This is a genomic window from Bifidobacterium aquikefiri (assembly GCF_002259795.1).
In the GTDB taxonomy this organism is placed as follows: domain Bacteria; phylum Actinomycetota; class Actinomycetes; order Actinomycetales; family Bifidobacteriaceae; genus Bombiscardovia; species Bombiscardovia aquikefiri.
This window is the reverse complement of sequence record NZ_MWXA01000002.1, coordinates 38,071-59,638: the sequence shown is the minus strand read 5'-3', so window position 1 is coordinate 59,638 and position 21,568 is coordinate 38,071. Positions and strand designations below refer to the sequence as shown.

The 21,568-nt window shown below is 52.2% G+C and carries 17 protein-coding genes; 11 read left to right on the top strand and 6 right to left on the bottom strand.

What is annotated here, in order from left to right; genetic code table 11:
• Positions 1 to 68: 68 nt before the first annotated feature.
• Genes BAQU_RS01030 through BAQU_RS01010 form a run of 5 tightly spaced genes read left to right on the top strand, consistent with a single transcriptional unit; the run spans position 69 to position 6,666 of the window.
• The gene (locus tag BAQU_RS01030; protein ID WP_211277068.1) at positions 69 to 1,181 is read left to right on the top strand and encodes an ABC transporter ATP-binding protein; all 1,113 of its coding nucleotides are present in this window, start codon (positions 69 to 71) and stop codon (positions 1,179 to 1,181) included.
• Complete coding sequence (locus tag BAQU_RS01025; protein WP_094692218.1) at positions 1,178 to 2,158, top strand: ABC transporter permease; 981 nt, start codon at positions 1,178 to 1,180, stop codon at positions 2,156 to 2,158. The genes BAQU_RS01030 and BAQU_RS01025 overlap by 4 nt, the downstream gene beginning before the upstream one ends.
• A 1-nt stretch (position 2,159) precedes the next feature.
• Positions 2,160 to 3,200, top strand: coding sequence for an ABC transporter permease (locus tag BAQU_RS01020; RefSeq protein ID WP_094692217.1), 1,041 nt, complete (start codon positions 2,160 to 2,162; stop codon positions 3,198 to 3,200).
• Positions 3,190 to 4,251, top strand: a complete 1,062-nt coding sequence (locus tag BAQU_RS01015) for an ABC transporter ATP-binding protein (protein ID WP_094692216.1) — start codon at positions 3,190 to 3,192, stop codon at positions 4,249 to 4,251. The genes BAQU_RS01020 and BAQU_RS01015 overlap by 11 nt, the downstream gene beginning before the upstream one ends.
• A gap of 27 nt (positions 4,252 to 4,278) precedes the next feature.
• Positions 4,279 to 6,666, top strand: coding sequence for a glycoside hydrolase family 3 N-terminal domain-containing protein (locus tag BAQU_RS01010; protein ID WP_094692215.1), 2,388 nt, complete (start codon positions 4,279 to 4,281; stop codon positions 6,664 to 6,666).
• 136 nt (positions 6,667 to 6,802) lie between these two features.
• On the opposite strand, the gene BAQU_RS01005 is transcribed toward BAQU_RS01010, so the two are convergent.
• The 5 genes from BAQU_RS01005 to BAQU_RS00985 all read right to left on the bottom strand — a co-directional run bounded on the left by BAQU_RS01005 (position 6,803) and on the right by BAQU_RS00985 (position 12,255).
• Positions 6,803 to 7,792 carry a glycoside hydrolase family 130 protein gene (locus tag BAQU_RS01005; RefSeq protein WP_094692214.1) on the bottom strand — a complete coding sequence of 330 codons (990 nt, stop codon included), beginning with the start codon at positions 7,790 to 7,792 and terminating at the stop codon, positions 6,803 to 6,805.
• Between the two features lie 76 nt (positions 7,793 to 7,868).
• Positions 7,869 to 8,786, bottom strand: coding sequence for a carbohydrate ABC transporter permease (locus BAQU_RS01000; RefSeq protein ID WP_211277067.1), 918 nt, complete (start codon positions 8,784 to 8,786; stop codon positions 7,869 to 7,871).
• Entirely contained in the window at positions 8,783 to 9,700 is a 918-nt protein-coding gene (locus BAQU_RS00995; RefSeq protein ID WP_094692213.1) for a carbohydrate ABC transporter permease, read from the bottom strand. The genes BAQU_RS01000 and BAQU_RS00995 overlap by 4 nt, the downstream gene beginning before the upstream one ends.
• A 90-nt stretch (positions 9,701 to 9,790) precedes the next feature.
• Positions 9,791 to 11,125, bottom strand: a complete 1,335-nt coding sequence (locus BAQU_RS00990; protein ID WP_094692212.1) for an ABC transporter substrate-binding protein — start codon at positions 11,123 to 11,125, stop codon at positions 9,791 to 9,793.
• Positions 11,126 to 11,202: 77 nt separating this feature from the next.
• Positions 11,203 to 12,255 carry a LacI family DNA-binding transcriptional regulator gene (locus tag BAQU_RS00985; RefSeq protein ID WP_094692211.1) on the bottom strand — a complete coding sequence of 351 codons (1,053 nt, stop codon included), beginning with the start codon at positions 12,253 to 12,255 and terminating at the stop codon, positions 11,203 to 11,205.
• Between the two features lie 781 nt (positions 12,256 to 13,036).
• Here BAQU_RS00985 and BAQU_RS10250 point away from each other — a divergent pair.
• A complete protein-coding gene (locus tag BAQU_RS10250) occupies positions 13,037 to 13,276 on the top strand; it encodes a hypothetical protein (RefSeq protein WP_211277066.1) in 240 nt (79 codons plus the stop codon).
• Positions 13,277 to 13,409: 133 nt separating this feature from the next.
• Here the strand turns inward: BAQU_RS10250 and BAQU_RS10390 are convergent, their stop codons facing one another.
• Positions 13,410 to 13,592 carry a hypothetical protein gene (locus BAQU_RS10390; protein ID WP_158215600.1) on the bottom strand — a complete coding sequence of 61 codons (183 nt, stop codon included), beginning with the start codon at positions 13,590 to 13,592 and terminating at the stop codon, positions 13,410 to 13,412.
• Positions 13,593 to 13,943: 351 nt separating this feature from the next.
• Between BAQU_RS10390 and BAQU_RS00970 the strand changes: the two genes are divergently transcribed.
• The 5 genes from BAQU_RS00970 to BAQU_RS00950 all read left to right on the top strand — a co-directional run bounded on the left by BAQU_RS00970 (position 13,944) and on the right by BAQU_RS00950 (position 21,538).
• Positions 13,944 to 15,788, top strand: coding sequence for an ABC transporter ATP-binding protein (locus BAQU_RS00970; RefSeq protein ID WP_094692324.1), 1,845 nt, complete (start codon positions 13,944 to 13,946; stop codon positions 15,786 to 15,788).
• A 16-nt stretch (positions 15,789 to 15,804) separates the two neighbouring features.
• The gene (locus tag BAQU_RS00965; protein ID WP_094692208.1) at positions 15,805 to 17,712 is read left to right on the top strand and encodes an ABC transporter ATP-binding protein; all 1,908 of its coding nucleotides are present in this window, start codon (positions 15,805 to 15,807) and stop codon (positions 17,710 to 17,712) included.
• Between the two features lie 55 nt (positions 17,713 to 17,767).
• Positions 17,768 to 19,048 carry an acyltransferase family protein gene (locus BAQU_RS00960; RefSeq protein WP_094692207.1) on the top strand — a complete coding sequence of 427 codons (1,281 nt, stop codon included), beginning with the start codon at positions 17,768 to 17,770 and terminating at the stop codon, positions 19,046 to 19,048.
• A 70-nt stretch (positions 19,049 to 19,118) separates the two neighbouring features.
• Complete coding sequence (locus BAQU_RS00955; RefSeq protein WP_094692206.1) at positions 19,119 to 19,808, top strand: MgtC/SapB family protein; 690 nt, start codon at positions 19,119 to 19,121, stop codon at positions 19,806 to 19,808.
• 83 nt (positions 19,809 to 19,891) lie between these two features.
• The gene (locus BAQU_RS00950) at positions 19,892 to 21,538 is read left to right on the top strand and encodes an ABC transporter substrate-binding protein (protein ID WP_169713244.1); all 1,647 of its coding nucleotides are present in this window, start codon (positions 19,892 to 19,894) and stop codon (positions 21,536 to 21,538) included.
• The last annotated feature ends 30 nt before the right edge of the window (positions 21,539 to 21,568 follow it).

Genomic DNA, 21,568 nt, shown 5'->3' with positions numbered 1-21,568 from the left:
CGCGCATTCTTCCCGGCGCGGGCACAACATTATTCCTTAACGTCATTGCTCCCTACAAGGAGGTTACTGTGTCTGAATTTCGACAAACAGTGCCTGATAATATACGAAAGCCAGTTCTGAGCGCCCAACATGTCACCAAGCATTATCCGGTTTCAGGTTTTGGCAAGAAGAACGTGGTGCATGCAGCCGATGATGTCAGCCTTGATCTGTATTCAGGTCAGGTTGTCGCGTTGGTTGGAGAATCCGGTTCAGGAAAGTCAACAATAGCGAAACTCCTTGCACAATTGGAGCCCATCACATCCGGTTCCATCAAACTCGATGACAAAGAGGTCAGGGTTTCTTCCGGTCACCATTTTCGCTGGTATGCAAGCCAGGTGCAGATGATTTTTCAGGATCCCTTTGGCTCCTTGAACTCAATTCATACGGTGAATTACATTCTTGGACGTGCCCTTCAGATCCATCATCGCCATCTGCGCGGTGAAAAGTTGGACAAGTCCATCAGAGCATTACTGACGCGTGTCAAATTAACGCCTCCCGAGCGTTACGTCGATAAGTTTCCCCACGAGCTTTCGGGCGGCCAGCGGCAACGTGTCTCCATCGCTCGCGCACTCGCAGCGGATCCTAAAATCCTACTTGCAGATGAGCCGATTTCGATGCTGGATGTTTCCATACGCTTGGGAATTCTGAACTTACTTGAGGAATTGCGCGACAAGGATGGCATCGCCATCCTCTACATCACTCATGACGTTGCATCAGCCCGTTATTTTGCCGATGAAACGCTGGTCATGTATGCCGGCAGAATCGTTGAACGTGGCGATTCGGAAACGGTCACACAGCATCCGGCACATCCCTATACGGCCCTGTTGGTGGGTTCAGCACCTGATCCAGACCAGCTTGCCGACATAGCACATGCCGCACGTGGCGAAGCACCGAGCCTGATCCATCCACCATCGGGATGCAGATTCAGAACGCGCTGCCCATTTGCCACAGCAATATGTGCGGCCAAGGTGCCCCCCTACTTCACGTCACCACACGGCCAGCAGGTTGCATGCTGGTTGTATTCAGACGAGCCTGACACCCCGGTTCGTGGCGGCGATGATCTTATTGCACAGATGAGTCACCCTGCGGAAAAAACCATTGAAGCAATGACGCATAACAATACAAATCAGGTGTCCCAATGAAATTCTTTATTCGGCGTGCAGTGTTCTATGTCATCACAGCGTGGGCTGCGGTGACGCTAAACTTTTTCATACCTCGTCTGCTGCCAGGCGATCCGGTTCAATCGCTGCTTTCAAGATATCAGGGCAATATAGATGTCAATGCCGTCAAATCGCTGAGAGTACTGTTCGGACTGGATAGTCAAAAACCATTGTGGCAACAGTATTTCGATTATTTTGGCCAACTCTTCCACGGCGATCTTGGCATATCGTTACAGTCTTTCCCGACTCCGGTCAGCGAGATCATTGGTCAATCCCTACCGTGGACGATTGGTTTGGTGGGGATGTCGACGATCATCGCCTTTGTGCTGGGCACGCTGCTTGGCATCGTTCTCGGCTGGCATCGCGGCACCAAGTGGGATGCCTTGATTCCTCTCACGACCTTCTTCTCGTCGGTGCCGTACTTTTGGATTGCCCTGATCGCCATTGCAGTGTTCGGAGTCAATCTTGGGTGGTTTCCACTGTCAGGATCGTATTCACCGGATGTGATGCCCGGCCTGAATATGTCCTTCATCGCTTCGGTCTGCTATTACAGTTTCCTGCCTGCCTTGACCATTGTCATTTCGTCCATAGCAGGTTGGATTCTCGGCATGCGCAATATGATCGTGACCGTATCGTCCGAGGATTACGTCACCGTCGCGCAAGCCAAGGGATTGCCGGAATCCGACGTGATGTTCCATTATGCAGCTCGCAACGCCATCCTGCCGCAGATTTCAGGTTTTGCGCTATCGCTCGGCTTTGTCGTCTCAGGAACGCTGGTCATGGAGCAGGTCTTTTCATATCAGGGAATTGGATATCGATTGCTCCAAGCCACGAGTAACAACGATTACCCGCTCATGCAGGGCATCTTTCTGATCATCACATTTTCGGTGCTGATTGCCAACATTCTTGCTGACATTGTCTATGCACTACTCGATCCACGAACACGAAAGGAGGCGTGACATGGCTCAGGTGGCAGTACAAGCTACAGAAACGTTGAAACCGGCGGTGCGCAAGCATTTTGTGTTCCTGCGCAACACCAAGTCGATCGTTGGCCTCGCGATTTTCGGTTTCTTCCTCGTCGTTGGCCTGATTGGGCCTTGGATTGCGCCATATAGTCCCGACAAGGTTTCTACGGCGGCCTCGGAGCCTCCGAGTGCAATCCATTGGCTTGGAACCACGCAGACCGGGCAGGATATTTTCTCTCAGCTGCTGGTTGGAACGCGCGGTGTCATGGTCGTGAGCATCAGTACAGGCATCATCGCCACATTCATTGCGGCGGCCATTGGGGTGACCTCAGGGTTTCTCGGTGGTATGTGGGATGAGATGCTGTCGATGTTCACCAACATTTTTCTGGTGATTCCCGGTTTGCCCTTGATCATTATCATCATGGGCATGATGAAAGAGGCGGGAGTTGGCGCAATCGTGCTGATTATTTCGCTTACCGGATGGGCATGGGGCGCGCGCGTATTGCGATCACAGACCATGTCGCTCAGGTCGAGGGACTTCGTTGAAGCCTCGCGTGCAAACGGCGAGACTCGATTCCGAACGATTTTCTTTGAAATTCTCCCGAATCTCACTGCAATTCTTGCCTCGACCTTCATCGGAACGGTTACAGCCTCGATCATGTCTCTCGTGACCCTGTCGTATATCGGCGTGATTCCGCCATCCGACTGGAGTTGGGGAACCGTGCTCTATTGGGCACAGAATTCTGGAGCATTTACTCAGGGTCTGTGGTGGTGGTATGCACCGGCTGGATTATGTGTGGCGCTTGTCGGCATGTCGTTGGCGCTTATCAATTTTGGCATTGATGAGTTTGTAAATCCGCGCTTGCGCAACACGGGGATGAATGCGGCGGAGCTGAAGAAGCGCAAGATCTATCCGCGCATCGGGTTCACGCCCGTTGTGCAGAAGGCTGCTTCAAAGTCGCGACTGAAAACCGTGCATTCTTCAGTTTCCAATTCGCGGCTGGTGGCGAGTGAAAGGAACAACGATGGAAAATAAACCGAGCTTCGAAGCGGAACCGGCACTGACCATCAATAATCTCAGCGTTGATTATGGTTTCACCGACGATGCCGTTCATGCGCTTCGTAATGTGAATTTGACCCTGCACAAAGGTGAGGTGCTTGGTCTTGCGGGGGAATCGGGATGCGGAAAGTCAACGCTTGTCTATGCGGCCACCAGATTGCTGCCGCCACCTGGTCTCATCACCAGTGGTGAAGTGTGGGTGACCGGCGATGATGGCAAGCAATACAATCTTCTTGCGTTGAATGATAGGCAGCTTAGACGCGAGCGTTGGGTCGATACGGCCATCGTGTTCCAAGGTGCATTGAATTCCCTGAATCCGGTATACAAGGTTGGCTATCAGATCAAGGATGCCATCAAGGTACATCGGCCGAAATGGTCTGCAGCACGCAGAGAGGAACGCGCTGAGGAACTGATGGATATGGTTGGCATTGCACACGACCGTCTCAATGCTTACCCTCATCAGCTTTCCGGTGGTATGCGTCAGCGTGTGATGATTGCCATGGCGCTTGCCCTTGAGCCGAAGGTACTGATCATGGACGAGCCCACCACCGCACTCGATGTGGTGATGCAGCGCCAGATCGTTCAGCAAATTATGGAATTGCGCCAAAAGCTCGGCTTTGCAGTCATCTTCATCACGCACGATATCTCGCTCCTGATAGAGATAGCAGACAGAATTGCCATTATGTACGCTGGTGAAATCATTGAAGATGGCAAGGCCATGGAATTGTATCGCCAGGCACGCCACCCATACACAAAGGGACTTATCGGCTCCTTCCCACCGCTGCACGGTGCCCGTAAGGAGCTTGGCGGAATCCCCGGTTCTCCGCCGGATTTGGCTGATCTTCCGCAGGGATGCCCGTTCATGGCTCGCTGTGCATATGCCCGGCCGGAGTGTGCATCCTATGATGTGGCTCTTCAGCCAACTGGTCTGCCTCAGGATAGTGTTGGTCATACCGTTGCCTGCCAATTGTTCGTTGAGTTGCAGAAAGACGGAGTTCCCTTGCCGACTGGACTTGTCAATAGCTAAGCTGTGCATCTTTACAAAGGAAAAGGTATGAACAACAAAGGCAAAGCCTATCTCGACCCATCACTGCCCACAGATCGCAGAGTTGCCGACCTCTTGCATAGGCTCACACCTGAAGAGAAAATCGGGCAGCTGCTCCAAACCGATGCGCGACATGAGCTCGAGCATAATATTGTGCATCGTTTCGTCGGTTCCATATTGCATGCATCGCCCGAACAGCTGTATCAGGCTGCAGATTTCGTCGCGAAGACGCGCATGCGGATTCCTCTGCTCATTGGTGATGATCTGATTCATGGGTATTCGTTCTGGCCGGGAGCGACGATTTTTCCAACGCAGCTGGCTATGGCGGCAACCTGGAATCCAGAGCTGTTGGAGCGCATGGCGCGTGCCACTGCAGAGGAGGCCGCACCGACCGGTATCCATTGGACTTTCTCACCGGTGTTGTGCATTGCACGAGACTTGCGGTGGGGGCGAGTCGATGAGACCTTTGGCGAGGACCCATATCTGATCGGCGAGCTCGCTTCTGCGATGGTCAAGGGATATCAAGGTGGCGGCAGCGGCTCGGAGCATGGCAAGTCCTTGCGTGGTAACTCCTCGCTGCTTGCAACTGCAAAGCATTTCGCAGGGTATTCCCAGACGCAGGGCGGGCGTGATGCCTCGGAAGCCGATTTGACGCGTCGCAATCTCAAATCATGGTTTCTGCCACCCTTTGAACGTGTGGCACGAGAGGGATGTGCAACATTCATGCTCGGATATGAATCCATCGATGGTACGCCAATAACGGTGAATCGTTGGATTCTCAACGATGTTCTGCGCGGAGCATGGAAATATTCAGGGATGCTCGTCACCGATTGGGACAATGTCGGCAGATTAGTTTGGGAGCAACGGCTTCAACCCGATATCGCACATGCTGCTGCGGCGGCCATAAAGGCCGGCAACGATATGATAATGACTACTCCAAGCTTCTTCGAGGGAGCCATGCAGGCGCTTGAGCGCAAGATGATTTCCATTGAGGAGATTGATGCGGCCGCAAGTCGCGTGCTCGCCGTCAAATTCAATCTTGGACTGTTTGAAAATCCGAGATTGCCTCGGCGTGATGTGATCAAAACTTCAATCGGTACAGCTCAACATCAGGAGCTGAATCTTGAAATTGCAAGACGTTCCGTTGTGCTGCTCAACAACGATGGCACACTGCCGCTACACTGTGGTGACCATGTTGAATGTGCCGTCCATGCTGAAAAACATGATGACCGTGATTCATTTGGCGAAGCCGACACCACTGCTGTGAGAGCGGCCTCATCCAAACACCCCATCCAAAGCATTGCCGTCATCGGTCCTCTTGCAGATGATGCACAAACTCAGCTGGGCGATTGGGCAGGTGGCTCTGGCCAGGTGCCATGGCTCGTGGGTCAGCCGCGTGAGATGATCACGACGATTCTTGATGGTCTACGAGAGCAGACACCCGATGATGTCAAGGTGACATATGCCGAAGGTGCGGGCATTCTCTCCACTGTGCCAGAGCAAGTAGGGGAAGTGCTTCCGGATGGGCAGCCAGCCCCACCCATCGCTGTTCCCTGCAAGCCAGATCCCAAGATGATTGACGAAGCTCTGCACATCAGCGCCCAGGCTGATGTAAGCATCGTCGTTGTTGGAGATCGTATCGAACTGGTCGGCGAAGGTAGGTCAACGGCAACATTGAGACTGTTTGGAGCACAGAACGCACTTATCGATGCCATCGCTGATCAATCCAGGCATAACGGAAAGCCATTCATCATCGTGCTGCTTGCCTCAAAGCCACTGATTCTGCCCGAAAGCGCCCAACAGGCTGCAGCGCTCCTGTGGGTTGGCAATCCAGGCATGAAAGGAGGGCAGGCGATTGCCGAAGTCTTATTGGGTAAGATCGAACCGTCGGGTCGACTGCCGATATCCTTTGCCAAGGATGCCGGTCAGCTGCCGATCTTCTACAACCAGATACGCGGTCAGCATGGCACTCGCTATGCCGATCTTGACCAGAAACCGGAACATGCCTTCGGAGAGGGCTTGAGCTATACCACGGTTGTCTATGGTGACGCACGGATTGCAGCGCCGCAATCGAAAGCCTGCGATGTGAATGACACGCTGACCTTTGCCGTAACGGTGTCGAATACAGGCAACAGACCTTGCCTTGAGACGGTTCAGCTGTACATTCGCGATTTGGTCACTTCGGCAACCTGGGCAGATAAGGAGCTGAAAGCTTTCACACAGCTTCACCTTGAAGCAGGGGAGTCCAGACTCGTTGAAATTTCGCTTCCTGTTTCGGCCTGTTCGATAGTGAACACCTCTGGCCAGCGCGTTGTCGAACCCGGAGATTTTGAGGCATTAATCGGCCACTCCTCGAAGGATGATGATCTGACTGCCGTTCCATTCACTGTGATCTGAGTGAGGCTGCATATATACAACCTATATATATGCAGCCTCTGTGCCATGGCACAGTCTGGTCTTGGATGCCGGAAAGAGCATCAAGGGGGGCGTTTGCAACATTGTGTTGTCGCGAACGCCCCCCTCTCTGTGAAGATCAGATATTCAGAGTCTGCCCCCAGGTCGTCTTCGGATCGAATACCGCTGTGGCAAGTGTGGTGTCAGACTGGCCATAGTATGCAAACCACAGATCGTGGAAGTACACGAGACCCTCCACGAAGGTCACGTTGGGAATCAGGCCGTTGACTTCCTCGAAGGTTTGAGGATGAAGCCACGAGGTGGTCATTCGTGCAAGTACTTCACGAGGTTTGTCAGGATCGATCACAAACTGACCGCAACGGTAATCAACGTCATATGTGCCATCAGGGCGGGCCTGTCTCGTGGCTCCATTAGCCAGAAACAGCAGCAATCCGTTGGATGTCAGCACAGGGGGTGCACCAATCTCTACCAGATCTGCATCGAAAGAATATTCCATCGGTCTGTAGATTGGTTCTTTGTCTGAAGTCCCTGGAGTCCAGTGCAGCAGATCGTCGCTGGTTGCCCAGTAGACGCTTCCCTCACCGAAATACATCCACCATTTGTCTTCGATCTGGAACGGCAGTATGACACCTGCCTTGTTCCAATTGCCCCCGGTGGGCGAATCGGTGACCGCGAAGGTGTCAAAATTCTCGAACATGGGACCATGCTTGGTCCAGTGATGCAAATCGGTTGACGTTGCAAGACACAGCTGAGCCCTTGCGCGATCCCAGCCTGTATATGTCAGGTAGTACGTGCCATCAATAGCCGTGATTCTTGGATCTTCGCAGCCATATCGCTCATAATCCTCGGTTGGGGAGAGAATTGGAGATGATTCACGCTCGAAGGAATAACCGTCCTTGCTGTGCGCAATTCCAATATGTGAGACTATGTCGTCCGCATGTGCACGGTATAGCAGCACGACCTCGTTGTCTACGACCAGCGCCGCCGGATTATAGAGATTCGCAGATTCCCACGATCCCCCCAACGGTTTCAGGATTGGATTGTTCTTGTATGGAACAAAGGGTCCCAGTGGAAATGTTGCGTCTTTAAAAAAGCTGGTTCCAGCCATAATTATGTATGTCCTTTCAAAAATTCCCATCTACAAGAGCAGAAGGGCTGCTGCTTTGTAAACAGTTCTGAGTTCGTCAGCCCTTTACGGCTCCAAGAACGCCATTGACGAGATAGCGCTGAATGAAGAGGTATCCGAGCACAAGCGGTGCCGCAACGATAATCGTGGCTGCTGCAAGCAGTGGCCAATTATTCGAGTACGTCCCCTTGAAGGCGAACAGACCGGCCGAGATTGGGAATTTGTTCTGGTCCGAGAACAGTACCGTCGCCATGATGATTTCATTCCAGATCCACACTGCCTGAAGAATGAACACGGTCATCAAGGCTGGCTTGGAGAGCGGAACGATGAACTTGAACAGGTATGTCCAATATCCAGCGCCGTCGATTGCCGCTGCCTCGTCGAGATCCTTGGGAATGGACGAGACGAATCCGGTAAAGAGCAGCGGGCCGATGCCAACGCCGACAGCGACCATCAGAATGTATCCGATCTGGGTGTTGTACAGATGCAGCCGCAGCAGGAGCTGGAACTGTGTCATCAAGGCATTGGGGAGAAACAGGACGAGCGTGAACAACACGTTCCAGAATTTTGTGCCTTTGATATATCCGCGTGCTGCGGGGAATCCCATGAAGAGACTTATTGCAGTTCCCAGTCCGGCACCGCAGATGGTGTAGACCACGGTGTTGATGAAATACGATCCGAAGTTGCCCTTGGACCAGGCTTCGGCAAAGTTGCCCCATTCGAACGAGCTAACCAGTCCAACAGGATTGGTGATGAATTCGGAATTGCTTTTCAGGGCGGTATTGAGTAGATATAGCAGTGGGAAAATGAAGAGTACAAGAATGCACACCACAAAGCAGTACATCAGCCATGGTGTTTTCCCAACACGTTGGGATCGTGCCACCTTACTGCTGACCTTCTTCTCCGATCTACCGCCAGACTTCTCGGATCGCACTGATGTGAGCGTGTTTGTTTGAGTGTTGCTGGTAGTGGTCATTTCTGTTCCCTTCTACGCAAATAGGCCAAAGTTGCAAGCGTGATGACCCCGACCAATACAAACTGAACCATGGAAATTGCTGCGGCATAGCCCTGTGATTGTGACAGCGTGGTTCCTGAGCGGCCTCCAAATGCCTGCATGTAGACCTGCAGGGAAAGCACCTGCGTGCCTTTCTTGTCTGCACCGGTGAGCACATACGTGAGCTGATAGCTCTGCAGGGCGTTGACAATGCCAAGCAGGACGTTTGCCGTCACTGATGGTGAAAGCATGGGGAGTGTGACAAATCTGAACTGAGCCCAGGGGCCGGCACCGTCGATGCTGGACACTTCATACAACTCCTGCGGAATTGCCTGCAGACCCGAAAGGAATATGATCACCGAAGTCCCGCAGACCATCCATATCTGGACGAATATCACGAGGTAGAGCGCTATGTTCTGATCTCCGAAGAATGCGGAATTCTTGCCGAACAGCAGGAGCACTTGCTGGATGGGACCGCCGGATGTGTTGAACATCAATGACCAGACGAGAGCCGTGACGGTCACGCCCAGAACCGTGGGCATGAACACGACTGCTCGGTATATGTTCCTTCCTCTCAGACGTGGGTTGTTCAGCAGGATTGCAATGCCCAGTGCCAAGGTGATCTGGATGATCGTAGAAAGAGATGCGAAGATCAGGGTGTTCTTGAGGGCGTTGAGATTATCGGCGCGATGTCCAAGGCCGAAATATTGAATGTAGTTTTGTAGACCTATGAACTTCGTGGGCAGATAGGTAACCCCGCGCAAGTCAGTAAATGATACAAAGAACACGGCAATGGCAGGAACAAATGCGAAAACGATAAGAATGACGAGTGCAATTCCGAAGGTTATGCGTAATGGTGTTCTGGATGAAAACGGGAAAGTATTTTTTTCAGACATAATATCTCCAATTGGAAACGGTGCGGCAATGTGAACCATTGCCGCACCGCAGTAAAGCCGTATGGCTACGAGGTTTCGATCGGCAACCGTTTAGAAAGCTGCCGACCATGCAGATTCAGACGAAGCGGCGGCGCTCTTTGCTGTCTTTGTGCCAAGGGGCGACAATGCCGGGTAGTTGAACGGATATACGGCGTCTTCGCCAGCCTTGTTGTTAGCTACCCAGACCTGATCCCATGCAGGTTCATACTTCTGTGTGTACTGGGAGATGGACTTGAGGAATGACGAAGTGGCAACGTCTGGCTGTGAGGATGAGAATCCTGCGGTCTTGGCAAACTTCGTATACGTCGATTTCTCAGAGAAAAATTCCATCCACTTCAGTGCTGCATCCTTGTTCTTCGTGGCAGAGGCGATACCAAGCTGGAGTTCGATCTTTCCATCGAGCAGGGAGTTATCGCTGGCGTTGTCAGAGGCAGGGAATGGAATGTAGCCAAAATCGAATGCACCCTTGATTGCGGAATCGATGGTCGGTTCGTTCCACGTTCCATCTGGCATCATGGCGAAATCGCCCCGAGCAAAGGCAGCAGGCAGATCGTCATATCCAGCACCGGAGAAGTTCTGTTGGGCATTGTTGAAAATTGTCTGTGTCTTTTCGAGAATGCCTTCGGTCTTCGTGTCGGTCAGAGAGACTTTCTGAGTCCACAGGTTTTTTGCCAGCTTCTGTTTGTCTGCAAGTGTTGGATATTCCGAGGCGACGCTTCCGAGCATGACAAGGCCTGCAGGCCAGGTATCCTTGCCGCCGATTCCGAATGGTGTGATGCCCTTGCTCTTGAGTGTGCTCATAACAGATTGCAGCTCGGACCATGTGGTTGGAGCCTTGAGGCCGTTCTGCTCAAAGATTTTCTTGTTGTAATAGATGCCGGTGGAGTAGCTCAGGCCTGTGGGGACTGCATACTGCTTGCCGCCGATGGCCTGTGCCTTGAGCACGGAGGCTGAGTAATGCTTCATGAAAGATTCGTTGGTGAGATCGACGATTCCGCCCGATTGAGCCATAAGCGTGTCATCTGAGGTTGAATCCTTCGCATAGCTAGGAACCTCAACGAAGTTCTTGAGAACGAAGATATCCAGGGTTCCGGCTGACAGACGTGATGCTTTTGTCGCAGGATACGAGTCATTGGGAACGGAGGAGAACTTGACGGTTACATGTGGATATTTTGCTTCAAAAGCCTTGTTTACCTGCTTGAAAGCGGCATCGGAGGCATCTGCACTGGAAACCAGAATGTTGAGCGTGCCGGAGAGGTCTGAGCTCTTGGCGCTCGACGCTCCGGTAGAACCACAGGCGGCTGTCGTCCCCACGGCGGCAAGCATGGCCACTGCGGCTACGATGCCACGGCCAATCCTCCCATGAAAAATGCTAATAGGTTTCATCTCTAACTCCTTTGTTAAACCGAAACGTTTCGGCTTTATTAAGTATATATCAACAAGGGGAGTGAGTGATACAAAATTTAGAAATTATTCTCGGCACGCGGCGCTTTGCCTACAGAATTGCCATAAACGATGGTTGCAGGTGGAATGGTGCGATTCTGAGGCTGCCCACCATCAACGATCTGCATCAGCATTTCTGCGGCTTCGCGCGCCAGATGACGTGGATTTGTCTTAGCCGTTACCAAGGTTGGGCGAATGTATGTTGAGAGGGCAATGCCGTCGTATCCCGTCACGGAAACGTCCTGCGGAACGCGCATGCCGAGATCCTTGCATCCTTGAATGAATCCTACGGCCATCAGATCATTGCTGCATACCACCGCAGTGGGACGGTTCTTGTCGCGCATGAGTGCGAAAGCGGCCTTCTTGCCGCCTTCGTAGGTGAAGTCGCCGGTAAAAATCGGACCAATTGGTAGGCAATGCTGTTTGAGAGTCTCTTCCCACGCGTGCTCGCGTACGAAGGAATGCAGGAATTCACGGGGTCCACTGACATGCCCGATTCGTGTGTGTCCCTGTTCGATCAGCAGCTCTGTCAATTGTCTGAAAGGAACGGATGCATCCTGTCGCACATTCGGCAATTTCAGTGAATCTGCAGAATTGATGGCCACTGCAGGCAGATCAAGCTCCTTGATGAGCTCGGCACGTTCGTCGTTGATTCTCAATTCGTTGAGAAATACACCATCAACCCGCCCATCCAGCGAAAGCTTTCGATACCGTTCCAGGGTTTCCTCTTCATTCTTGCTGATCTGTAGCACCAACGCATAGTCTCGGTGCGAGATGACCTCTTCAATGCCGGTGATGAAGCTCCCAAAGAACGGATCTGATTCGAGCACGTCGATGTCTCGTTGAATGACCAGGCCGACTGAGAAGGTACGTTTCGAAGAAAGACTGCGCCCACGCAGCGACGGTGCATAGCCCAACTCCTCGGCTTTGGCTGCAATCCGCTTTCTCGTTTCGTTGGAAACACCGGGTCGATTGTTGAGCGCGGCTGAAGCTGAACTCAGTGCGACACCTGCGGCCTTGGCAACGTCGACTATCGTCACACGCTTCTTGCGTTCGTTGGTTCTATCAGGCATTTTCCGTACTCATTTCGACATTGAAAGATATTACACAGTATTTCATATTTGGGAGAGAATGTAATGTGCCAGCAGATTTTTCACCGCGTTTTCTTCTTGCGATGTATGGTCTGGACCAGACTTGGTACGGAATGTACTGGCCGCATCTTCGGGAAGTGTGCTTGGTGTGGGGCGAAGGGGCTGTGATGCATGCAGGGAAGTGAAGCATGGGCCGCAGCGGCTCCGTCGTATGAACGACAACACCATTGTCATCCCGAGCGAGCGGAGCGAGTCGGTGGTATGAACGACAACACCATCGTCATCCCGAGCGAGCGCAGCGAGTCGAGGGATCTTGGCTGTTGATGCTCGCAAGGATGAGATCTCTCGACTCGCTGCGCTCGCTCGAGATGACAAGAGAGGCGGATTCGCTCGGGGTGACAAGGCAGGTCAGGGTGACTAGGGCTGTGGATTCGCTCGGGATGATCGGGATGACAAGGGAGGTGGGGATGGCGGGCATCGACATTGGGTCGTTCCTGCTCTCGTGGCTGTGTTGCGATGCATGATGATGCCGCAATGCGGACACAGGGTAGCGTTCATGCACCCTAAGTCAAACAGGATTATCAACCAGCACAAACCCCAGTTGGGAGAACGTCTCACTGCATGTTTCACACACACGTTCATGCCGTGCCGTTATACCAGCGTAAAAAATTATAAAACAGGAGCAACACCCACTCCCACAAGGGCTAGGAAACGATTTCCCCCACACTTTTGTGCCTATAGCCGCGTTCTGTTTGCACTCTTTTTGGTGATTGCGTTGGTCGGAGTCGCAGTCATAGGCAAGAGCGCAGTCGATTATCACAGGACTCCCAAGGATATGCATGGCAATGCAGTCGCATTGGAAGGCGATGAGATGACCACGCCTCAGGAGAAGAATCGCGTGCACGCAATTTCCGGCACGGGGCTGGCTTTGTCGGTTCCTGCGGTGTCGATGAAGGTACCCGTGGGGGAGCTTTCTCTTAATCATTCAGACAAGCACGACTGATGAGATCAATTGGCACTACAAAACCATCAGTGCTTGCATTGCTGCCGCAACATTAATGACTGCTTCTGTTGTGACCTTTGGGGCAGCGCAATCTGCAAGTGCTGAATCAACAGACAAATACTGGAATACCCCTTCAAGACCTTGCTGACAGCAGCTCTACACAGCAGCGATGGATCAGCGAGCCGACTTCACGCATCGCCCTGAGTGGCGAGGTGATGTCAATGCCCGGAACATGCACGCAATACGGCAAGGTAATCAAGTAGCGGTAACGCGTTTCTCTCAGCGCTGAGTCACGCTGTGAGATGGCCCATTCCATAAATGAATGCTACGGCCTCCCGCTTGATGCGGGAGGCCGCTTTTCGTATATGAAAGGCCGCATATCACATGTTCGTCCTGCGCGTCGGCGCAGAGCCATGAATCCTTATTCTGAAAACGCCGGATATCCAAGTTGCAACTCGCGTGCAGAAGTATAGAATTAATTGGCATTGATGTCAGGGAGTTTTGCATAGGGGGAGCGGAGCAAGCATATCAGCGATGTGGCTTGCCCTGCCATATGAAGAAGCTTCCATATATGGCTCAATCACCTTGCTGGTCATTGAATCGCGGCCAACTGCAAGCCAAACAAGAGAACAATCACAGAACAAGGGTTTCGAGGGCAATCTTCCTCATGTACGTCAACACCAATACCAATACGACGGCGAACAACTATCGCTGGATCATGCCATACTGCCGACCCGACCTGCCCCGTGTGGCAGGGGCGGCAGTCCTGTTCATCGTCGACAAGATCATGGTCATGATGGTTCCCATCATCGCCGGAATGATCGTCGACCAAGTCATCGTCAACCACCATGAGGACCGTCTGGTCAGGCTATGTCTGTCCATGGTTGGCGTGACTGCAATTCGCGTATGTGCCCGTTACGGATACCAGATGCTTATGGAACGGTTCGGGCAGAATTCAATTTTCAGGCTTGTCAGCGACGAATACGAGAAACTGCATGGCTTGGATTTTCCATATTTCAACCACACCCGTACCGGCGACATCATGAGCCGCATGACCTCGGACACCGATGCAATACGTCATTTCCTCTCGTGGGTGCTCTACAACGCTACGGATTGCATCTTCCTCTTTGTCGGTTCCCTGATCATGATGTTTACCATCGATTGGCGTCTGGCGCTCGCGCTGGCATGTATCACGCCATTCCTCTATTACTTCACACGAGGACTCTCCAAGCATGCACATCCGCTGTTCTTCGATATCAGGAACTCACTGGCGCGCATGAATTCGATGGTCGAGGAGAACATTGAAGGCAATCGTGTGGTCAAGGCATTCGTGCGAGAGCCATACGAGACCAAAGTATTCGATACGCACAATGACGACTACATGCAACGCAACATGAAGCTGGCCTACAACAGCCGAAAATACATGCCATGGATGGACGGCTCGTCCTTCATTCTGCAGCTGATCACCTTGGTCTTCGGGGGTTGGCTCATCATCAAGGGTACGATGACCCTTGGCGATCTGGTCGTATTCAACAGCTATCTATGGATGATCGACGGACCGGTTCGTCAATCGGGATGGCTGGTGAATGACATTGAACGATTCAACGCCTCATGCATAAAGATCCGTTCATTGCTCACATCCGAATCCAATATCATCGAACGTGTGGATGCAGACGCTTCCGTGAATCGAGCCTTGCAGATTCGCAAACAGGTGGGCGAATCGGCATCACTCACACCCGGACGAATCAGTGGAGAGATTCGTTTCGAACACGTCAGCTTTGCCTTTGCCGACGACCCCCAGACACCGATTCTCAAGGATCTGGACTTCTTCGTCCCTGTTGGTTCCAAGCTTGGCATTCTGGGCGAGACCGGTGCCGGCAAATCCACGCTGGTCAATCTGATCGCCAGATTCTACGACCCAACGGCGGGCAGAGTGCTGCTCGACGGCATTGATGCGCGCGACTGGCCAATAGCACAGCTGCGCTCGCAGGTCAGCATCGTTGCGCAAGACACCTTCCTGTTCTCTGACACCATAGGCAGCAACATCTCATTCGGCATGGATGCCCGAGACGAGCAGCATGTGCGCAAGATGGCTTCTATTGCTGGTGCAGACAGCTTCATCCGCAATATGCCGGAAGGCTACAACACGATTGTTGGTGAGCGTGGAGTCGGACTATCCGGCGGTCAGAAGCAGCGTCTGAGCCTGGCGCGTGCACTTGCTGATGATCCGTCGATTCTGATTCTTGACGATACGACGTCCGCTGTTGATATGGAGACGGAAGCGTTGATTCAAGAGCATCTGCGCGAGCTCGACAGCAAGAAGACCATCGTGACAATCGCTCACAGAATATCTTCCATCAAGGATTGCGACCTGATTCTGGTGCTCGAACATGGGCAGATCGTCGAACGGGGCAATCACGAGCAGCTTGTCGCAGCGCATGGCAGATATTGGGAAATCTATAGCAAACAATTGGGCCTGCAGTCAGGCCAGTCCGCAGGGTACGAGGACTAGGGGAAACGAAAGAACGATGGCGAAGCACAACGATAAGCTCGATCAAGAACGCATTGAGCATCAGGAACAGCGCATCAATCAGGAGCGCAATGACAAGGAATCTCAGGGCGCTCAGCAAAGAAATACCTTCCGCGAAGACGAAGAGCTTGAAGAGCAGATCAACATTCACGACATTGCAAGAGTCGGAGCATATTTAAAGCCATATCTGGGCAAGGTCATGAAGATTCTGATCGTCGTGATCGTCATGAGCTGCATCGACGTTGCAATTCCGTATCTGACGAAAATCGTGATTGACTCGGTGATTCCCTCCAAGAGCATTCGCAATCTGCTCATACTGGGTGCAGCATTTCTCGTGGCGGTAATCGCCTATGAACTCTGCCTGAGATACCGCACGGTGTCGATTACCCTTGTCGGTCAGCTCTTGCTCAAGGATATGCGCCGACAACTGTTCACGCATATACAGACACTGCCGTTCTCTTACTTCGATTCGCGCCCGCACGGCAAGATTCTGATCCGTGTGGTGAACTATGTCAATACACTTTCGGACACCTTGAGCTCTGGTCTGATCAGCGTTATTTCTGATGTATTCACCTTCATCATTACGCTGATCGTGATGTTTGCCATCGACTGGAAGCTGGCGCTATGGTCCCTGCTGCTCTTCCCAGCACTTATGGTGTGGGTCAGAATACTGCAGCATTTCCAGCGCAGGGCCTATCAGGTGCTATCGAACAAGCAGAGCAATCTCAATGCCTACGTGCATGAGTCGATTGCCGGCGTCAAGACCACACAGACCTTTGCGCAGGAGCGTTCGCAGTTCAGAACCTTCCAGGAACAGCAGAGCGACGTTCGAGCATCCTGGATGAAGGCGGTTCACATCCAGTTCCTGATGTGGCCCGGTGTACAGGTGATTTCATCGATGACCATTGCTCTTATCTATTATTTGGGAATCATGCATGTTGCTGGTGTGAGCGTCACCACCGGTGTCTTGATCGCCTTCGTGGGGTATGCAAACAATTTCTGGAACCCAGTCATCAATATTGGCAACTTCTACAATCAGCTCATCACCTGTTCCGCATATCTTGAACGTATCTTCGAAACCCTCGATGTGAAATCCGAGATTCACAACAGTGCGCATGCCGTTGAGCTGCCACAGATCAGAGGACAGGTCGACTTCAACGATGTTGTCTTCCGCTACGAACCCGGAGGACGCAACATCTTGAACCTGGTTGATTTTCATGTCAAACCGGGCAAGACCGTCGCACTCGTTGGTCCGACCGGAGCCGGAAAGACGACCATCGTCAACTTGCTCTCGCGATTCTATGATGTGGCAGAGGGATCGGTAAAGGTTGACGGATATGACGTTCGCGACGTGACTTTGGATTCCTTGCGCCGGCAGATGGGCGTTATGCTTCAAGACACCTTTATCTTTACCGGTACCATCAAGGACAACATACGCTATGGTCGGCTTGATGCCACCGACGAAGAGATCATTGCAGCATCCAAGGCTGTGCATGCTGACGAATTCATCAAGGGCCTGCCGCATGGATACGACACCTACATTGAGGAGCGTGGATCAACGCTATCGAGTGGTCAGCGCCAGCTTGTTGCCTTCGCCAGGGTTTTGCTTGCAGATCCGCGCATCTTGATTCTTGACGAGGCCACCAGCAGCATCGATACGCAGACCGAGGAGGCACTGCAAGCAGGGCTGGCGCATCTGTTGAAGGGAAGGACCTCGTTCATCATCGCCCACAGACTCTCTACCATCGAGAGCGCGGACGAGATTTTCTACATCGATTACGGTCGTATCGTCGAGCATGGCACGCATCAGGAGCTTCTGGCCATGAAAAAGGCGTATTACAGGCTGTACGAATCACAATATGCAATGATCAAAACAGCGAACGGCATAGGAAATTCACAGCAGTGATACCGAATTCCCAGAAAACATACATCTCTATGTGATTGATATAGTCAAGACAGAGATGAATGCTGCGGACATGACGAAAACGAGGAATTCAATGCGCTCAGGAAAAGTAAGGAATGAGCGCATTGAATTCCTCCGCGTATGCGCGATCTTTGGCATTTCAATATTCCACGTGCTCCTCGTCTGGTTTCAGCAAGCATCGGGGTTAAGTGCCGTGCATCCGCAGATGACAGTCTCCCACGCAGAGGTACTTGCCGTGTCCTTTCCATCCATGTGGTTGATGAGCATTATCAGCTTGCTCGGGGCATGGGGCAATCACGTCTTCTATATGATTTCTGGGTTCTTCCTGATCGCTTCCCTCGCTGGGAAATCAAGAAGCAGAGGCTTCTGGCGATCACAATGTTCTGCCACACTCAGACGGTGCATCATCATTGTGCTAACGCTGGCCTTCTATGTGTGCATAGCGTTACTGATGAACGCATATGTGATGCCGCTGCCAGGAGTCGGCAGTTCAACATGGCTCGGCATCGATCTCGAATTCATATGGCTCTACCTCATATTCGTGGCACTGGCCCCTGCAATCGCTTGGGTGATCGAACGCATTGGAAGCTTGAGAGCCGAGATGACCGTGGTCGCGATGCTCGTCGTTGTCTATCTGCTCAACGGATATATCGCATTCTTTGCACAGGGCAGTCTGGACGGCAGAGGTTTGGGCGATTGGCGCAAGCAGATGAGTGCAGTCACCTATCTCTTCTCGTTCGTCTTCGCCGGGCTCATAGGCAAACGACTGAGAGAGGCGGATGCGGCAAACAAGGCATCCAAACTCTACAAGGCGTTGGCATATCTCAAATCTCCGAGCATATTGAAAATGCTCATGGCACTCGCGTGTGCCTGTGTCATTGCGTTGACGGGCATACTTGCATTCACAGGGCACAATGACATTCTGTACGATCTCTCGTTCAAATCCACATCGATCATCTCATTCGTGCTTGCACTGCTTGCATTGATCCTGTGCGCGACAATCCCCCAGGCCAAGACGAATGACGACGGCAGGCGGCATGCTCGAAGGTTCATCGCTTCCATCAACATGCTTGCGCCAGGGATTCTTGGATTCTATATTGCCCAATCACTGATGCACGCGCTCTGGTATAGGGCAAGCTACTATGTCATGCATGCGTTGCTCGCACAGGCCATTCAGTATGGTGGGGTTGCCAGGGTTGGGTTGCTTGCAGCATTCTTCGCCTTTGGAATCATCTTTGCCGTCGCTATTGCAGCCTTCGTGTGTCTGTTCGATTGCTTCACGCGTCAACCTGCATTACGGTTGTGGAAACTGGCGTGATGGGATCAGCGTCATGGATGCAGTGTGCTGTATTACAGAGTACGTAGGTACACCATGAGGGGAGCGATGCATGACTTTTGTAATTCCACAACTTTCCCAGTATGTTTCTCTTGCTCTCACCCTGATTCTCTGTGGTTGCATCGGTCTTGAGCGGGAATATCACGGCAAGAATGCCGGCATCCGTACGAATATTCTCGTCGGTCTCGGCAGCTGGCTCTTCTCGCTGAGTTCGGTGCTTGGAGCCAACGCGATTCATGTGACATCGCAGAGCTGGGATGGATCGAGGATTGCAGCCCAGATCGTTTCTGGAATCGGGTTCATCGGTGCAGGGGTTATCTTCTATAACAAGAGCAGGGTCAAAGGCCTGACGACGGCTGCTGGCATTTGGGTTTCTGCAGCCATTGGCATGGGAGCCGCATTCAATCTGCAGATTCTGGTGCTGCTGGTCACCTTCTGCTATTTTCTGACCGTTCTGGTCATTGCTCCAAGCGCGTACAGGTTGCTGCGTCGTTTCCACATCTGTGTGTTGCACATCACCTATGAGAATGGAAAGGGTTCCTTGAGAAACGCGCTTCTGAAACTCAGCGAGGCAGGTTTCGAAACACAGGTGCTGTCATCGCATCAAGTGAGTGGAGACTCCTGGGCTGGTGCAAGCGTTGATGTAAGGGTCGATGGAAACCTGCCATCGAATGTGTTCGATTCCATCGTGCAGATTGAAGGAATACGGGATATCACGCTCGATGAAGAGGCCGAATCGTAGTCTGCTTGTTACACAAAGTGGAAACCTCACAGCAACAAATGCTTCCTATTGTTTCCAATATCCAAATTATTTGGTTCATCTATATGGGGGAGAGACACTTGTCATTCAAGAAACGCCTAATTGCAGTGGTCACGTGTGTGACTGCAGTTGCATCTTTGGCTGCATGCGGAGGGGTCAAGTCAGATTCAAGCGCGAGCGGAAGTTCCGCAATAACAATCGGTACCACGGATCAGATCGTCAGTCTGGATCCGGCGGGTTCATACGACAATGGCTCATATGCCGTGCAGATTCAGGTATTCCCATTCCTGTACGCACAGAACTACAATTCATCATCCGTCAGTCCTGACATCGCAGCCGATGCAGGCACCTGGAGCAGCGACGGCAGCGAATTCACCGTCAAACTCAAGACTGGTCTGAAGTTTGCCAACGGCGACACCCTGAATTCAAAGGATGTCAAGTTCTCCTTCGACCGTGTCAAGAAGATCAACGATCCGAACGGTCCTTCATCCTTGCTGGCCAACATCGAATCCATCTCCACTCCCGATGACAATACGGTGGTGTTCAAGGATTCGGTTGCCAACGACGTGACCTTGAAGCAGGTGCTCTCAAGTCCTGCAGGTCCTATCGTTGATGATCAGGTCTTCTCGGCTGACAAGCTCACACCTGCCAATACGATTGTCAAGGATAATGCTTTCGCTGGTCCTTACAAGCTCACGTCATTCAAGCTGAACGAGGCCCTCTCCTATGCAAAGAACACGAGCTACAAGGGTCTGACGCCAGCCAAGAACTCGAACGTCGATGTTCAATACTTCGCCAATACATCGAACCTCAAGCTTGCGGTCCAAGAGGGGCAGGTAGATATCGCATATCGTTCGCTGACACCAACCGACATCTCCAGCCTCTCAAAGAACAGCAAGGTCAAGGTTGTCAAGGGGCCTGGTGGTGAGGAACGCTTCCTTACCTTCAACTTCAAGACCCAGCCATTCGGCTCGTCTCAGAAGGATGCCAGCACGGCAAAGGCAACGGCCGTTCGTCATGCAGTTGCCGACCTGATCGATCGCGATGACCTTGCGACATCGGTATACAAGAGCACCTACACCCCTCTGTATTCCTACATCCCTGAAGGTTTGACCGGTCATGAGGACACCTTGAAGACTGCCTATGGCGACGGCAAGGGTGCACCTGATGTCGATAAGGCAAAGAAGACTTTGCAGGATGCCGGCGTTACCACGCCAGTTACTCTGAACATCCAGTACAACTCGGATCATTACGGTGCATCATCAGCTGATGAATATGCGGCAATCAAGACTCAGCTTGAGAAGGACAACGTATTCAAGGTGAATCTGCAGCAGACGGAATGGACCCAGTACAACAAGGAGCGTGTGGTCACCGATTCTTCCGATGGCGCATATCCTGCATACCAGCTCGGATGGTTCCCTGATTATTCCGATCCAGACAATTATCTGTCTCCATTCTTCAGAGATGGCAACTTCATCAACAATGGTTATTCGAATAGTACGGTGAATGCATTGATCGTAAAGCAGGCAGGTGAGCAGAACACTTCAGAGCGAGAGAAGCTGCTGAAGCAGATCCAAACCTTGGAAACTGAGGATTTGTCCACGATTCCTCTGCTTCAGGGTTCCCAGGTTGCAGTTACAGGCAAGAATGTGAAGGGCGTGGTGCTTGATGCATCGTTCCGCTTCCGCTATGCATCGGTAACCAAATCCTGACATCGATGATCCGGCCATGCGAATGGTGAA